Raw genomic sequence first — 16,132 nt, 5'->3', positions numbered from 1 at the left:
AATGGCTGAAAAGGAAAAATTATATTTTACAAATGAACATGAATGGATAGAAGTCATAAGCGAGGATTACGTTAGAATCGGCATCTCAGATTATGCAGTAGAACAATTAGGGGATGTTGTGTTTGTAGAACTTCCTGCTTTAAACGATACAATGAAAAAAGAAGAAGGATTTGCAACCGTTGAATCTGTAAAATCTTCTTCAGATATTTATGGTCCTGTTGAAGGAACCATTACAAAAGTTAATGATTCTCTAGAAGATGAACCTGAGAAATTAAACGACTCTCCTTTTAGTGCTGGCTGGATTGTAGAAGTTCAAGTATCAGGTATGCTGGATACAAAAGAGTGGATGGATGCAAAAGCTTACGATGAATTTGTAAGTGAATAATTTTTATTTTATGGACTTATAAATAAGAAGCAAATCAAAGAGAATCTATAATAGAGAGTTCTCATCTTCCGGGAAGTCTCTATTATTTTATTCTTAAATCAAGGGGTGTAGTAATGACAGAACAGCATAGATACTTACCAGCGACTGAAGCTGATAGAACAGAAATGTTAAAAACGATTGGTGTTGAATCAATTAATGAATTGTTTTCTGATATTCCAGTCACAACCAGAGCAACGCATGAGAAAAAAATAGATTTGGCTGAACCTTTAAGTGAACTTGAATTAATCAAACACATGCATTCCTTATCTGAATTGAATAAAACAGCGTCAAATTCTCCGTATTTTCTAGGTGCCGGTACGTATGACCATTTCATACCTAGTGTTGTTAATCATGTCACGCTTAAATCAGAGTTTATGACAGCTTACACACCTTATCAACCAGAAGCCAGTCAAGGTGAGCTGCAGGCATTATTTGAATTTCAGACAATGATTTGTGAATTAACTGGAATGGATGTCTCCAATTCAAGTTTATATGATGGGTTTACTTCTTTAGGAGAAGCCTGCAATCTGGCAACAGCTGTCACAAAAAAACAAACGATATTGTTGTCTGATGCACTTCATCCTCAAGCAAAAGAAGTTGTCGATACTTATGCATTTGGAATGGAATATAAAATTGAAACTATTGGACTAAAACAAGAAATTACAGATCTGGATCAGTTAAAAAGTGTATTGAATGAACAAACTGCTGCAGTGGTGGTACAATATCCTAATTTCTTTGGATCAGTTGAAGACTTAAAAGAAATCAAAGAGATTCTTACTGCAAGTAATGCATTACTCATCGTGGTAGCTAATCCATTAGCTCTGGCAAAATTGGAGGCTCCAGGAAATATTGGAGCAGATATTGTTGTCGGGGATATGCAGCCTCTTGGTTTACCTATGTCTTATGGCGGACCGCATTGTGGATACTTTACAGTTAAAAGTAAATATATGCGTAAAGTACCAAGCCGGATTGTTGGAGAGACAGTGGATATTGAAGGTAAACGGGGATTTGTAATGACTCTGCAAACGAGAGAACAACATATACGTCGTGAAAAAGCTACTTCTAATATGAGTTCTAACCAGGCATTAAATGCTTTAGCTAGTTCAGTCTTCATGTCTGCATTAGGAAAAGTCGGTGTGCAGGAAATGGCACAGCAAAATATTGATAAGACACATTACTTAGCGAGTAAACTAAAAGAAGCAGGATTTGAGCTATTCAATCATTCAGCCTTTTTCAATGAATTTGTAGTGAAACTAAGTAAACCTGTCTCTCAAGTTAATAACCTCCTTTTTAAAAAAGGATTTATAGGTGGATATGATGTCTCAGCTTTAATAAATGTTGAATATGCTATGTTACTATGTGCAACGGAAAAAAGAACGAAGGATGAAATGGATCAATTCGTAAAAGCTTTAGTAGAGGTGGTAAAATAAAATGACAACTTCCAATACAAAAATGATTTTTGAACAATCCAAATCAGGGCGTCGAGCATATAGTTTACCGGAAAATGATGTGGAAACTTTTGATCTTACTGCACAACTACCAAAACATTTATCTAGAAAAAAAGCTGCTGAATTACCGGAAGTTTCTGAGCTGCAGCTGATGCGACACTATACAGCACTAGCTAATAAAAACTTTGGGATTGAAACAGGCTTTTATCCTTTAGGGTCATGTACAATGAAATATAATCCCAAGGTCAATGAAGACATAGCGCGCATGGATGGTTTTATGAATATCCATCCTTTACAAGATCCAGCTACTGTACAAGGTGCTCTGAAATTGATGTATGATTTACAGGAAGACTTGAAACAAGTTACTGGCATGGATGATATCTCTTTACAACCAGCCGCCGGGGCACAAGGAGAATGGGCAGGTTTACTGATTTTTAAAGCTTATCATGAAAAGAATGGAGAAGGTAGGCAGCGAAAAACGATTTTAGTTCCAGATTCTGCTCATGGTACCAATCCAGCTAGCGCAGCAGTAGCTGGATATAACGTAAGGGAAATTAAATCTAACGAAAATGGAACTGTGGGGGTTGAGGCTCTTAAATCAGCATTAGGACCAGATACTGCAGGATTAATGCTTACAAACCCGAATACATTAGGCTTATTTGAAGTTGATATTGCTGAAATTGCTGAGATCGTACATGAAGCAGGCGGTTTATTATATTATGATGGTGCGAATGCAAATGCTATTTTAGGTAAATCAACTCCTGGAGAAATGGGATTTGATGTCGTTCATTTAAATTTACACAAATCCTTTAGTACACCACATGGCGGAGGTGGTCCGGGATCGGGTCCAATAGGGGTCAAGAAATATCTGTCACCATTTTTACCTGTTCCAAGAATAGAAAAGCAAGAAGAAGAGTATGTTTTAAACACAGATTATGCCGATACAATAGGACGAGTAAAAGGATATTTTGGAAATTTCGGAGTCAATGTAAGAGCATATGCGTATATCAGATCAATGGGCGCAGAAGGTTTGCAGCAAGTTTCTGAAGATGCAGTACTTAATGCAAATTACTTGAAAGCCAGATTATCCAAGTATTATGATACGCCATACAAACAGCATTGTAAGCATGAATTTGTACTGAGTGGATTACGCCAGAAACGTAAAGGTGTTAGAACCTTAGACATTGCTAAGCGTTTGTTAGACTATGGATTCTATGCTCCAACTGTTTATTTTCCATTGATTGTAGAAGAATGCATTATGATTGAACCAACTGAAACCGAAGCGAAAGAGACATTAGATGAATTTGCGGATGCTATGATCAAAATCGCAGAAGAAGTGGAAGAACAGCCAGAATTATTGCACGAAGCTCCATTGACCAAATCAGTTAGAAGACTAGATGAAGTGGTTGCCGCCCGAAAACCCAAAGTAATTTACCAGAAGTGACCATTAGTCTATAATTAAAGTAATATCAATCATAAAAGGAGACAGGATAATGGATTTAAAATTGACAGGCAAAACAGCTATCGTACTAGCTTCTAGCTCGGGACTAGGAAAAGCAATCGCAGCTGAATTGGCTCAAGAAGGTGCCAATGTGATGCTGACGAGTAGAAGTAAGGACAAATTAGAAACAGCCCAAAAAGAAATCCTGAAAACTGCTGCTGGAAAAGTTGAATATACTGTTGCTGATATTACAGATGCTGATAGTATCAAAAACCTTGTAGATATTACCAGATCAACGTTTGGTCCGATTTCTATACTAGTTAATAACGCCGGTGGACCACCAGCTGGAACTTTTGAAGATTTTGATGATACCGATTGGCAAAAAGCTTTTGATCTTACTCTCATGAGTTTTATACGCACTATAAGAGAAGTCCTGCCAGATTTAAAAGTAAATGGTGGACATATTTTAAATAATGCTTCATCATCAATCAAACAACCAATTGATGGTTTGACTCTTTCGAATGTTTTTCGAATGGGCATTTCTGGATTATCAAAAAGTTTATCTCAGGAATTTGCGGCACATAGAATTTTAGTGAATACAATAGGAGCTGGTAGAATAGAAACTGATCGCTTGCTTCAGTTAGATTCTTCTAAGGCTGAAAAACAAGGCAAAACTCAACAAGAAGTAACTGAAGGCATGTTACAAAATATACCATTTGGTAGATATGGTAAACCTGAAGAATTTGCTAAGGTAGCCACTTTTTTAGTGTCAGGGGCTAACACTTATTTAACAGGACAAAGTTTATTAGTTGATGGTGGAATGGTTAAAGCGTTCTAGGTTTTAAAAAGTTGATTAAAATATAAGTTCATAGTATTTTCGGGTATTTATTATTATAATAATGCCCGATTTTTTATTTTTTACTAAAATAAAATCATAAAAATGACTCTTTTAATAGTAACTCTAACAACAAAATATATACTGAAAATATTAAAAGTTATAAATGCAACTTGCAATTCTTTTTGATTCCTTGTAAACTGATTTATATTAAATTGTAATAAAGATAGAGGCGCAAAGAAAATCAGTACGATTCAGTAGGGTGACACCCGTTGATTGAGTCCGAAAGGGTTCTTTGCCGAAGTAGATGAAAATAGTCATAATTTATCTGCTGGGGCTTCGTTTAATAAGCGGAGCACTGTCACGAAACTTTCGTGGAGCACTATCATACTATATGCAAATTTCTAGCATTTAGGGTGATAGTGCCTTAAATGCTTTTTTTTACTTAATAATAAGAGAATAGTTTCGTAGATTTATTATAAGATATTAAAGAAAATGATTGGAGATTTACAATGTTAAAGAAGTTTAGTTGGATTACCTTATTTACCGCACTTATATTCTTGATTCCAGCGCCCGTTTTTGCTGAAGAAGTAGAGACAAGCTTAGCAGGATCAATCGGCTGGATGACTTTGATCCCGCCTATCATCGCGATAATTTTAGCCTTTATTACCAAAAATGTTGTCTTGTCGTTATTCGTTGGTATTTTTTCAGGAACAATCATTATGCAGTTTTATTATGGAAGCAATATACTATTAGCAATTATTTATGGATTTACTGATATTGTGGATTATATTCTAGGATCATTGGCAGATCCGTGGAATGCAGGAATTATTCTGCAGGTCATGACGATCGGAGGATTGATTGCGCTGATCACTAGTATGGGAGGAGCACAAGCAGTCGCAGAAAGCCTGGCAAAACGAGCAAAAGGTCCGGTAAGTGCGCAACTGATTACATGGGCACTTGGCGTGCTGATTTTCTTTGACGACTATGCGAATGCTTTGATTGTTGGACCCATCATGCGTCCGGTAACAGATAAAATGAAAATTTCCAGAGAAAGATTAGCCTTTGTTATAGATGCGACAGCTGCTCCTATTGCAGGAATCGCATTAGTTTCAACATGGATCGGCTATGAGGTAGGGCTTATAAATGATGCTTATCAGTCGATTGGCCAAGATGTCAATGCCTACGGGATTTTTCTGCAGACATTACCTTACCGATTCTATAATATACTGATGCTCCTTTTTGTTGTAGTAACTTCTCTTACTTTGAGAGAATTCGGTCCAATGAAAAAAGCACAAGAACGGGCAAGAGACACTGGAATGCTGATTGCTGAAAATTCTGAAGTAGAAACGGATGAAGAAGAGCAAGAAGTGTTGAATAAAAATAAAGCAACCATTTGGAATGCACTCATTCCAATCGGTAGTTTAATTGTATTTAGTTTTGCAGGATTTTATATGAATGGTAGAACTGCTATTATAGGTGGAGATAATACCCTATTGGCACAAGAAGTGATCAATTCTCCATTCTCCTTTGCGACAATAAGAGAGACATTTGGGGCTTCAGATGCATCTGTTGTTCTGTTCCAAGCTGCATTAATATCTAGTATTATTGCACTAGTAATGGGCGTTTCGCAAGAATTATTCACGTTCAGCAAAGGTATAGATATTTGGATAAAAGGAATGAAAACACTAATGATAACAGGTGTAGTATTATTACTTGCCTGGTCACTATCAACTGTAATGAATGAATTAGGGACAGCAGATTATCTAGTATCTCTCTTGGGAGATACGATGCCGCCAGTTCTGCTTCCTACTATTATCTTTATCTTAGGAGCGATTATCTCCTTTTCTACAGGAACTTCATATGGAACGATGGGTATTTTAATGCCCCTGGCAATTCCTTTGGCAACAGCACTGGATCCTGGTAATTCAGAATTTGTGATTATGTCTGCAGGAGCAGTTCTAACAGGAGCAATATTTGGAGATCACAGCTCACCGATTTCTGATACGACTATTTTGTCTTCGATGGGAGCTGGATCTAATTTGATCGATCATGTTAAAACCCAACTTCCTTATGCATTGGCAGTGGGAATAATTTCTATAGTGTTTGGATATCTTCCTTCAGCAATGGGTATTAATATATGGATTACTTTACCTGTTACATTTATAGCCATAATCGCAATGGTGTTCTTATTAGGTAAAAAAGTAGAAACTATACCGAGTAAAATAGAATAGCAATCACCTTTCAAGAGCCAGTCTACTAGGACTAGGCTCTTTTATTTGCTCAATGCTTTTTAAGATTATACGATAGATACATAGAATTATATATAAGGGAGGGATTGAATGGAAGATAAAATCAGCATCTGGCAAGGGGATATCACGGAGATTGAAGTGGATGCTATCGTTAATGCTGCAAATAAGTCTCTTTTAGGTGGAGGTGGAGTAGATGGAGCAATTCATCAAGCAGCAGGTCCTGAACTGAAAGAAGCATGCAAGAAACTAGGCGGAGCAGAAATAGGTGAAGCAAAATTAACAGAAGGCTTTAAATTACCTGCTAAATATATTATCCATACAGTCGGGCCAGTATATAGAGATGGAAAACATGAAGAAGATAAATTGCTGGCAAACTGTTACAGAAATTCCTTGGAAATTGCTAAGAAACATCACTTTAAATCAATTGCTTTTCCAGCAATCAGTACAGGAATCTATCACTATCCTGCTGAAGAAGCAGCTCAAACGGCAATCTATACCATTTTAGATTTTTTAGAAAAACAAACAAGTGAAATCACAGTAATACTCGTAGCATTCGATCAGAGAATGGAAAATCTATATAGAAAAATACTGAAAAATATTCATACAGAAGAATAATATTTATAGGAGGAAGATAAAATGAAGCAATATATTAGATTTGGACTTATGATTTTGACATCAACAGTTATTATGTATATTTTAATGTTTTTGAATGTCTTTGAATTTACTGATGTAAAGTTTAGTGAAACCAGAGTATACATGGCGATTATGATGGGGGCTGTTATGGCACTGATTATGATGCTGTTTATGTGGAAAATGTATAAGAATAAGAAAATCAACAGTATTATTCTTGTAGCTTCTATTGTCGTTTTCGGTGTTTCACTTTGGTTAGTTAGAAGTCAGATAACCGTTGATGATACTGCTTATATGAAAGCTATGATTCCTCATCATTCCATTGCAATTTTAACGAGCGAACGCGCAAATATATCTGACCCTAGAGTTCGAGAGCTCGCTGATGGTATAATTAAAACACAGAAAGAAGAAATCCAATTAATGAATAATTTAATTGACGATTTGGAAAATCAAGAAGAAGAAGATCAAAATGCTGCACAAAAAGAAGAAGAGACTTTAGAAGCAGCTAAATAATTTTAGAGAGCAGGACAGCGAATGGATGGAAAGAAAAGAGCAAATATTAAGATAGGTACTTTAGTCGATATTGTATTAAAGAAAGATCAGAAATCAGGTACTCTAACTAGAGGGCATGTTAAAAGAATCCTGACAAATAGTCCACAACACCCGCATGGTATAAAAGTAATGCTTGAAGAACAGAATCAAGTAGGAAGAGTACAGGAGATTATTCAATAAAAACTCTTACTGAATGAGGAGGATCGGTTTTTGACCGATCCTTCGTCATAGTAAGAGTTTTTTTAGTCTTCAATTGTATCTGCTGTATCTTCAGTTCTGCCTAAAGCAAAAGTCAAAGCAAAACATAGAATACCAAGTAAAATTGTTAATAAATAATACCAGATTGATCTCCCCGATTGTAAATCAGCAATCGCACTCGTATTAGTTAAAATAGCAATTGGTGAAGCTACAACTAAACCTAAAATACTTGCGTAAGTATAAGTTGGTTTAGTCTGGAAAAAGTAATCAATCGCTTTACTGATGAGAATAATACCTACTAACATTCCAATGGCATAAGCAGCTAATAAAGTACCAAAAGGAAGTAAGGTATTCAAATCAAAATTGGATAATGCAGCATTAAATTGATTAATGGTATAAATAACAGCGTAGTAGAATCCTAAAATCAGCATCAATAACGAACCACTTAACCCTGGAACAACCATCGCTGCGGCAGAAGCGACACCTACTAGAAACAATGCCAGTACATTTTCGAAACTAAGTGAAATCGACTCAGCTCCGTTTCCAACAGTATCTGCAAAAGACATCCAAGCTACAATACCAAAAAAGATTAAAAAGAAAAGTACATGCAGAAAATTCAATGACTGATTTTCTTGTAATTTACTTTTTTGAAAAGACTTCCATAGAATTGGTAATCCACCAAGTATTAGTCCAATAAACGCGACAGCAGTTGCCAGGGTATATTGATCAAGCAAGACTTCAATAAAATATGAAAAACCTGCAATACCGATCAAAGCACCGATAGCTAGTGGTCCTAAAACCTTAGAACTTTTTTTAAATTCACTTTTGACATGTGTCACAGCATGTATAATATCATCATATATCCCAAATGAAACAGCCATTGTTCCCCCAGAAACTCCAGGTATCACATTAGTGATTCCAATGATCATTCCTTTAACTATCATCCATAGGTACTGCATAAAGATCTCCTTTAAATATATTTTAATTTTTACTTTTCCTATTTTATCATAATAAAATGAAAAGAGTCTAAAAAAATATAAAAACTATTTTATGAAATCATATAAACCGAAGAGCAGATTGTGTGTCTCTATTAATTAATAAAACTAATAACCGATAGATTTATTAATAGTTATAAATAGACCAGTAGCTGGCATAATTATATTCTAAGTTGCCTTATGTGTACTTTTACCCATTTTGAAAATTATGGTATGATTAATTAGTTAAAACAATTCTCCAATTAGGAATGAAGCACCTTTATTTAGATACAATTATATTATATATTTTGAATTTGAGGTGGAATATACATTGGTTTTGATAGGTATGGAACTGACGATTCTGATTTTTGATTCTTATTCTCTAAAAGATAAGAGAAGTGTCATTAAAAGTATTCTTCATAAGGTGAAAAATCAGTATAATGTAAGTGTAGCAGAAGTAGCTGATATGGATACTTGGAATAAAGCGGTTCTTGGAGTTGGCATAGTAGGTAATAACGGAGTACTTTGTGAAAAAGTATTGCAGAAGGTTATACAGTTTATTGAAAGCAATTATGAAGTAGAAGTCACTGAAATAGAGTGGTATAAATATTAAAAGGACAAAAAAGGATGAAAAAATTGGAATCACAGGTAAGTTTTCCTATAAAAAAAAAAGTAATCTCGACCTCACTGGAAGAAAATTTAGAAAATTGTACAAAAAAACAATTAATAGAAATTTCAGAAAATCTAAATTTATCTATAAGAAAAAGCTGGAAAAAAGAACACTTAGTTCAGGAATTATTTGAAAGTATATATATTCAATTTCAACAGTTCTACAAACCTGTTGTAGTAGAGTTGCTGGAAAAATTTGGAGATCAGATGGAACAGGCAATTGGATTTCAGGATTTAAAACAGCTTGAAATTATTGCGCCATTGATCAATAAAGGTTTTTTTTATGTATATCTACAAAAAGATCTTTATGTATTAGTGATTCCCGATGAAATCTGGCAAGGAAAAGAAGATAGTGATGTTGAAATGCAGGAAGTAAATATCAAACTTAACGGCAATAGAGAAACTAATCAAATACTTAGCCCCCCTAAAGATGAAAATAATTCTAGTAACTATAATTTACTAAAGCAATGGAAAGAAACAGCGGTAAGAATATATGGACACGCTTCTTCAAAACATTTAGCTGAAATTTGGAACCGATACAGTGTCAATAAATTGACGACTGCTGAAATAGACGAGATCTTAAAGAGTTGAAGTTAGGAAATTTGTTTAAGAAAGTAGGGTGAAAAATGATAAAAATAGTTATTGATTCAGGAATCGATCAAAATGATTTTATGAAAAAAGAATATGAATATGAATTTTTGCCATTAAGTGTCATTATCAAGGATAAAGATTACTTAGACCAAAAAGAAATATCTTTAAAACAGGTGCATGAATATATGAAGCAAGGTATTCTTCCTAAAACTTCACAAATTTCTCCTCAGTCGCTTTTAGATATACTGAATGATTGTCGAAGTAGAAATGAAGATGTGATTTATATTTCTATTTATAGTCAGATTTCTGGTACTTTTCAAGTTGCGCATTCTCTAATCAGTGAATACAAAACCAATCATCCAGAGATGAAGGTGGAGGTGATAGATTCATTAGGCGGTGCAGGTGGAGGAGCATTACTGGCCATTCAGGCACTGGAAATGGTGAAAAATGGATTATCATTTGAAACGATTGTCGAACAGACTAGGAAAAATGCGAAACATATTAAATATAATTTTACTCTAAATAATTTGAACTGGCTGGTAAAAGGTGGGAGAGTCTCCAAAGTAGCAGGTGCTGCGGGGACCGTACTTAATATCAAGCCATATCTGACAGTAGATCACACAGGTATAATCGTCAAGAAACTTGTCCGCGGGCAAGAACGCATCTATAAAAAAATCATCAAAGATGTTACTGATGGTGTTGGGACATTCGATGATCAACTTATTACGATCAGTCATGTAAATGATTTAGAATCAGCACAAAAACTGGAAAATATGGTAAAAACTGCTTTACCTAAGGTAACAACTCAAATTTTAGACTTAGGAGCCGTCTTAGCAGCTCATTTGGGTATTGGAGGAGTAGGCGTCTTTTATTTTGATGAAAAACCAGAGCATTACATGTATATAAACAAAAATTAGATAGTTACTTTTTGAATACAAGTTTTGTAGGCTAGCCAGCGTGTTATCAGTTGGCTAGCTTTATTTAATGCGTATTGTTTGTATAGATAGGACTCTCTCTATACTAAATAAGTAGTTAAATACAAAAAAAGGAGAGATTTTATATGGATAACGTAGGAAATTCAGTTCAAAATGGATTTAATTCATTTGTGGATTACTTGCCGCAGTTATTATTAGGTATTGTTCTTATTATAGTTGCATGGATAGTTGCGACATTAGTAGGCAAGGCAGTTTCAAAAGGATTAAAAGCAATTGGAATTGGTAAATATTTTCAAAAATGGGGCGCTACGAAAACCGAAGAGCAGTCGCATGCTCTGATTGATACATTAAGTAAAGTAGCTTATTATCTGGTTTGGGTATTGTTTTTACCAGGTATTTTCTCTACATTTGGATTAGATTCTATCGGTCAACCGATTATGAACATGATCGATACAGTGCTGGCATTTATTCCAAATATCATTGCAGCTGGAATTGTTCTTGTATTAGGATTATTCGCAGCTAAACTTGTCAAAAATCTAGTGTACAATGTCGCTATAGCAGCGAATATAGATAAACACTTAGCTAAATTGACAGGTGGAGATACAAATGATGGCAGAAGTTAAAAAGAATAAAGGGACATTAGCATCTGTGTTAGCAAACATTGTATATTTCTTAATTGTTATTCCAATTATTTTAGTTGCACTTGAAGTATTGAATATTAATTCAATTGCTGAACCAATCAGCTCAGTATTGAATACGATATTATCAGCGATTCCAAATATTTTAGTAGCAGTTGTATTGTTGATTGTAGGATTTGCGATTGCTAAATTTGCTGGAATGATTCTAACTGATCTACTGAAAAGTGCTGGATTGAATAAGTATTCTTCTTACTTGAAAAAATCAAGTAACATGAACTTGGATTTAGCTAAAATTGCTGGACAGACAGTCGCAGTATTGATTGGTTTATTCTTCCTGGTAGAAGCTTTAAATGCATTAAATCTTGAAATGTTAAATTCTATTCTAAGCGTAGTGATTGGATATCTTCCAAATGTGCTGTTTGCTGCGATTATTATTGGATTAGGATTTGTTGGCGGTCAAATGTTGTCATCAGCTATTAAAAATACAACAGGTAGTATGTTAGCTGGAATGCTGATCAAATATATCCTGATTGTATTTTCAATCTTTATGGCATTAGATCAACTAAACTTTGCTTCAGCTATCGTTCAAGCAGCATTCATTTGTATTATAGGTGGATTAGCTGTTGCCTTTGCCTTATCATTTGGTCTTGGTGGACGTGAATTTGCTAAGAAACAATTATCACGTTTAGATAATAAGATTGATGAAGAAGCAAATAAATCAAATACAAAAGACATTCAATAATAAGAATAATTAGCTTCGTGAATGATCAGTTTAAATAAATAACCCTTCCTTATGATTTTACAAGGAAGGGTTATTTTAATTGTATTGATACTTACCAGCTTAACATTCCAAATACGAGAATAATTAAAATAGCTATTGGCGCAACAAACTTGGCAAAGAACAAAAATGCTGGAGCCCAGGCAACACCTTTAAGATCAGTGTGTTCTAATAGTTCATCAGATTTCCAAGACCAGGTACCATAGATTGCAACAATTAATCCACCAAGCGGGAGTAAGAGACTGCCTGAGAATTTATCCATAAAGTCCAGGAAGGGATCTCCAAATACTTCAATTGAAACTGCCCCCTGACTCAGAGAAGACGGAACTCCAACTAAGAAAATTATGAACCCGATGCCAAGGGTTGCTAATTTACGTGATACTCCAAGCCGGCGTATTAAATAAGCAACAACCACTTCTAACAGTGAAATTCCTGAAGAAAGAGCAGCTAATGCTAATAGAATAAAGAATGCTACCCCAACGACTAGACCTATACCGCTGATTCCTTCAAAAATAGTCGGTAATACAATGAATACCAGCCCTGCTCCTTGAGTAGGGTCTAAATCAAACGCGAATAAAGCAGGGAAAACAACTAGTCCAGCAATAATAGCAAATAATGTATCAAGAATGATTATATAAGCGGCTGAAGAGGTAAGTTTTTCATTAGGACTCAAATAACTACCATACGTCAACATGATACCCATTCCAAGGCTTAATGTGAAGAATGCTTGACCAACTGCTGCAAAATAAACACTAGGATCAGTGAAAGCAGACCAGTCAGGATGAAACATAAAGGTTAACGCTTCACCAGCACCACCTAAAGTTAAGCTATATCCAGCTAAAACAATCAATAGAATACTTAAAATCGGCATCATCCATTTTGAGGAAGTTTCAATACCCTTTTGGACTCCTAACATGACAATTGCAACAGTAATACCCATAAATAGGAATTGCCATCCAATAGGTTCAAAAGTAGAACCGACAAATTCTGTAAAGTAGGTCTCTGTATTGCCAGAAACACCTCCGGTTAGATAGGAAAAGATATATTTCAATGACCATCCACCAATGACTCCGTAGAATGAAAGAATAATAAAAGCAGCAAGTACGCCCATACCACCGGCGATTACCCAGAAAGATTTAGGTGCAAGTTTTTTAAAGGCATCAATAGCATCTGTCTGTGCCCTTCTGCCAATTGTAAACTCAATCATCATAACGGGAAAGCCAATTAAAATAACACTGAGTAAGTAAATAATCAGAAAAGTAGAACCGCCTCCTTCTCCCATAGCGTAAGAAAACCGCCAAATATTACCAAGACCTACCGCTGATCCCATAGCGGCTAAAATAAACCCCCAGCGAGATCCCCAGTGTTCCCGTTCTTTATTCATATAAAAACTCCTTTATCAAAATTTAATCAGCTTTACAAAAGTGCGATCTTAATAGTTATAAGTAATATTATAAAATAATTGCAAGCAAACTGACTTCTAATCAGTCTACGTTAAAATATGAGAGATATCAATCTAGTAATCTAAAAATTTAATAACTATTTATAATTTTAAGGTGTATGCGTTTTAATTGACCTGTTAACCTCTTAAACTTTACAAAAATTAAGCTTCTATCTTTAGATACTCATTTATAAAATTTGAAAATAATAACTAATACCATGATAGTAAATAACTACTTTAACTACTCAATGAAATAGAACGAAATTAAGATAAACGGTATTGAAATATCAAAACGATGTATAGCCCGATAGATTGTAAATTTTAGAGCAAATCATTATGTAGATGAACTATAAAATAAATCCGGTATGAGATTAGTGTGGTAAAAGTAATAGATTAAGGTATTGAAAAGACTGAAATTATTATATAAATATTGTAATTTCAACAATTTAGTGACGGTTAGAGAATATTATATATAAAGTCGAAAAAAAGACACAGACTTTTTGAAATGAGTAAGGTATAATTTCATTATCGTAAAAGCATTAAGTATTCTATATATTAAATATATACAAAATCATAAGGGTATACGAAGCATAAGATGGGAATGAAGGTATGCAGATTAAACACAAAAAGTTTATCTATGTTATTGAAACAGAGACTGAGTCAAAAGAATTGTGTATCGAGGATGATGAAGTCATTGAGAATGCCGATGGGGAATTTGACATTCCTTTAGATTCAGTACTCAGCAAACATCAAATGAAACTTGAAGATTTATTTGAAATGAAAGTTGCAACTGTTTCATTAGTTGAACAGGAATGTTCAGACCGGAAATTAATCAGGAGTATATCTTTTAAAAACTTAAGGTTAAATAAATAGTGATTGGCTTAAGCTATAGTGAATGTCTTGCAAAAGACACTTACTGTAGCTTTTTACTATGATTCTTTTACAAAAGTAGCGGAAAAATTCAACTCAGCAAAGATATTACGTATACATAAAAGTTTAAAAGTTCAAAGAAATAGAGGCCATCATATTTGAGATGATGGCCTCTATTTCTTATTCTGAGTCCTTATAATCTTTTTTCTCTCTTTCTAACTGATCTACTTTATCTACATTAAACGCTTCAAAATCTTCTGGTTTTGTTTTCTCTTCATCTGGCTTGAGTTGTTCCTGATCAAGATTTTCTGGATCCTGTTTCTTGATAGCGTCCGGGTCAACTATTGGATGAGAACCATTAGGAATCGGATCATTTAAGTGTGGCATTTGAAACCTCCTTTCTGCCTATCCATAGTTTACTATTTTATTAGAACATTTCAAAATTAAACCGCTTACTATAAGCTTTTGTGGTACAATAATTTAAACATCAACATTTAAAAAATATGTAGAAATGCTACCGATGTGTCTATTTTATCTAATGTTATTAGATATGGTAAACTATTGGTAGCATAGGAGGAAAGAAAGATGGTATGGTTTTTAGTCATTATTTTACTGGTTGTGGGTTTACTAGTTTATCTCTATCTTCAGAACTATTATTTGGAAGTAGATGATTATACAGTAACGATTCCTAAGTTACATAAAAATATAAAGGGTAAAAAGATTCTTCAATTATCTGATACGCATCTTAAACCTCGATATAATAAAGGATACATTGAAAATGTTATTCAGAAGGTTAAAGATATTAATCCGGATTTAATCGTCATAACGGGAGATTTAGTACAAGGAGGGTTACCCGATCTGGCTGATGTACCGATTCGGAAATTATGTGACGGCTTAAGCGCTACCGCCCCGACATACATGGTGACAGGAAACCATGATATTCAGACAGCTAAGTTTGAAGACTTAACTTATGTACTAAGTACTACTAAAGTTAAATTGCTGCTTGATGAAGCAGAGTGGGTAACTTTTAAAGAAGACGAAGGTGGGATTGTCTTGATGGGATTAGCCGAACGACCTGCCGAAGAAGATAGCCCAAAGCCTAGGTTAAAATATATAGAATTAACTTCTGAAATGAGCAATCAGCCGAAAATTTTACTCGCTCATCGCCCCGAGCATTTTAAAGAATATCTGGATGATAAAACAAAGGCTCCGGATTTGATTTTATCTGGACATACTCATGCAGGACAAATGCGGATTCCCTTTATTGGTGGTGCAATCGCTCCGGGACAAGGGGTGTTTCCAAAATATGACTACGGCATATTTTCAGATGAAGAAGATCAGTCAAAAAGAATGATTATTACCAGAGGAATTGGTAATTCAAGCTTTCCATTTAGAATCAATAATAGACCGGAATTAGTAGTGATTACATTAAATTAATAGAAAAGAGATGATAGGA

At 34.6% G+C, this 16,132-nt stretch carries 18 protein-coding genes and 1 riboswitch; of the genes, 15 read left to right on the top strand and 3 right to left on the bottom strand.

Features of this window, described 5'->3' with window-relative positions:
* Position 1 precedes the first annotated feature (1 nt).
* The 8 genes from gcvH (at position 2) to BKP56_RS12010 (ending at position 7,762) form a co-directional block, all read left to right on the top strand.
* The gene (gene gcvH, locus BKP56_RS12045; protein ID WP_072695371.1) at positions 2-385 is read left to right on the top strand and encodes a glycine cleavage system protein GcvH; all 384 of its coding nucleotides are present in this window, start codon (positions 2-4) and stop codon (positions 383-385) included.
* A 113-nt stretch (positions 386-498) separates the two neighbouring features.
* Positions 499-1,854 (top strand): aminomethyl-transferring glycine dehydrogenase subunit GcvPA, encoded by a 1,356-nt coding sequence (gene gcvPA, locus BKP56_RS12040; RefSeq protein ID WP_072695369.1) that lies wholly within the window; start codon positions 499-501, stop codon positions 1,852-1,854.
* Between the two features lies 1 nt (position 1,855).
* Positions 1,856-3,316: an aminomethyl-transferring glycine dehydrogenase subunit GcvPB gene (gene gcvPB, locus BKP56_RS12035; protein WP_072695366.1), complete on the top strand. Its 1,461-nt coding sequence runs from the start codon at positions 1,856-1,858 to the stop codon at positions 3,314-3,316.
* A gap of 49 nt (positions 3,317-3,365) precedes the next feature.
* On the top strand, positions 3,366-4,151 hold the full coding sequence (locus BKP56_RS12030) for an SDR family oxidoreductase (protein WP_072695364.1): 786 nt from the start codon (positions 3,366-3,368) through the stop codon (positions 4,149-4,151).
* A gap of 216 nt (positions 4,152-4,367) precedes the next feature.
* Positions 4,368-4,541: riboswitch (Lysine riboswitch) on the top strand.
* Between the two features lie 119 nt (positions 4,542-4,660).
* Positions 4,661-6,382, top strand: coding sequence for a Na+/H+ antiporter NhaC family protein (locus BKP56_RS12025; protein ID WP_072695362.1), 1,722 nt, complete (start codon positions 4,661-4,663; stop codon positions 6,380-6,382).
* A gap of 108 nt (positions 6,383-6,490) precedes the next feature.
* The gene (locus BKP56_RS12020; RefSeq protein ID WP_072695360.1) at positions 6,491-7,015 is read left to right on the top strand and encodes an O-acetyl-ADP-ribose deacetylase; all 525 of its coding nucleotides are present in this window, start codon (positions 6,491-6,493) and stop codon (positions 7,013-7,015) included.
* 21 nt (positions 7,016-7,036) lie between these two features.
* Positions 7,037-7,543, top strand: coding sequence for a DUF305 domain-containing protein (locus BKP56_RS12015; protein WP_072695358.1), 507 nt, complete (start codon positions 7,037-7,039; stop codon positions 7,541-7,543).
* A gap of 21 nt (positions 7,544-7,564) precedes the next feature.
* A complete protein-coding gene (locus tag BKP56_RS12010; protein ID WP_072695356.1) occupies positions 7,565-7,762 on the top strand; it encodes a YwbE family protein in 198 nt (65 codons plus the stop codon).
* Between the two features lie 62 nt (positions 7,763-7,824).
* Here BKP56_RS12010 and BKP56_RS12005 read toward each other — a convergent pair whose 3' ends face one another.
* On the bottom strand, positions 7,825-8,739 hold the full coding sequence (locus BKP56_RS12005) for a DUF368 domain-containing protein (protein WP_072695345.1): 915 nt from the start codon (positions 8,737-8,739) through the stop codon (positions 7,825-7,827).
* A 346-nt stretch (positions 8,740-9,085) separates the two neighbouring features.
* On the opposite strand from BKP56_RS12005, the gene BKP56_RS12000 reads away from it, so the two are divergent.
* The 5 genes from BKP56_RS12000 to BKP56_RS14025 all read left to right on the top strand — a co-directional run bounded on the left by BKP56_RS12000 (position 9,086) and on the right by BKP56_RS14025 (position 12,329).
* A complete protein-coding gene (locus BKP56_RS12000; RefSeq protein WP_072695343.1) occupies positions 9,086-9,367 on the top strand; it encodes a DUF503 domain-containing protein in 282 nt (93 codons plus the stop codon).
* A 14-nt stretch (positions 9,368-9,381) separates the two neighbouring features.
* Positions 9,382-10,014, top strand: coding sequence for a hypothetical protein (locus BKP56_RS11995; RefSeq protein ID WP_072695342.1), 633 nt, complete (start codon positions 9,382-9,384; stop codon positions 10,012-10,014).
* Between the two features lie 35 nt (positions 10,015-10,049).
* Positions 10,050-10,931, top strand: a complete 882-nt coding sequence (locus BKP56_RS11990) for a DegV family protein (RefSeq protein WP_072695340.1) — start codon at positions 10,050-10,052, stop codon at positions 10,929-10,931.
* A gap of 143 nt (positions 10,932-11,074) precedes the next feature.
* Complete coding sequence (locus BKP56_RS14030) at positions 11,075-11,572, top strand: mechanosensitive ion channel family protein (RefSeq protein WP_232226885.1); 498 nt, start codon at positions 11,075-11,077, stop codon at positions 11,570-11,572.
* Positions 11,556-12,329: a mechanosensitive ion channel gene (locus BKP56_RS14025; protein WP_232226884.1), complete on the top strand. Its 774-nt coding sequence runs from the start codon at positions 11,556-11,558 to the stop codon at positions 12,327-12,329. The genes BKP56_RS14030 and BKP56_RS14025 overlap by 17 nt, the downstream gene beginning before the upstream one ends.
* A gap of 91 nt (positions 12,330-12,420) precedes the next feature.
* Here BKP56_RS14025 and BKP56_RS11980 read toward each other — a convergent pair whose 3' ends face one another.
* Entirely contained in the window at positions 12,421-13,749 is a 1,329-nt protein-coding gene (locus tag BKP56_RS11980; RefSeq protein ID WP_072695338.1) for a sodium-dependent transporter, read from the bottom strand.
* A 666-nt stretch (positions 13,750-14,415) separates the two neighbouring features.
* Here BKP56_RS11980 and BKP56_RS11975 point away from each other — a divergent pair.
* Positions 14,416-14,679: a hypothetical protein gene (locus BKP56_RS11975; RefSeq protein ID WP_072695336.1), complete on the top strand. Its 264-nt coding sequence runs from the start codon at positions 14,416-14,418 to the stop codon at positions 14,677-14,679.
* Between the two features lie 177 nt (positions 14,680-14,856).
* Here BKP56_RS11975 and BKP56_RS11970 read toward each other — a convergent pair whose 3' ends face one another.
* Positions 14,857-15,063, bottom strand: coding sequence for a hypothetical protein (locus BKP56_RS11970; protein WP_072695334.1), 207 nt, complete (start codon positions 15,061-15,063; stop codon positions 14,857-14,859).
* 198 nt (positions 15,064-15,261) lie between these two features.
* Here BKP56_RS11970 and BKP56_RS11965 point away from each other — a divergent pair, with 198 nt between their 5' ends.
* The gene (locus BKP56_RS11965; RefSeq protein ID WP_072695332.1) at positions 15,262-16,113 is read left to right on the top strand and encodes a metallophosphoesterase; all 852 of its coding nucleotides are present in this window, start codon (positions 15,262-15,264) and stop codon (positions 16,111-16,113) included.
* Positions 16,114-16,132 lie beyond the last annotated feature (19 nt).

This window comes from Marinilactibacillus sp. 15R (assembly GCF_001895285.1).
Lineage (GTDB): Bacteria > Bacillota > Bacilli > Lactobacillales > Carnobacteriaceae_A > Marinilactibacillus > Marinilactibacillus piezotolerans.
Note: the sequence above shows the minus strand (reverse complement) of the source record. Positions and strands in the feature narration are given on the sequence as shown.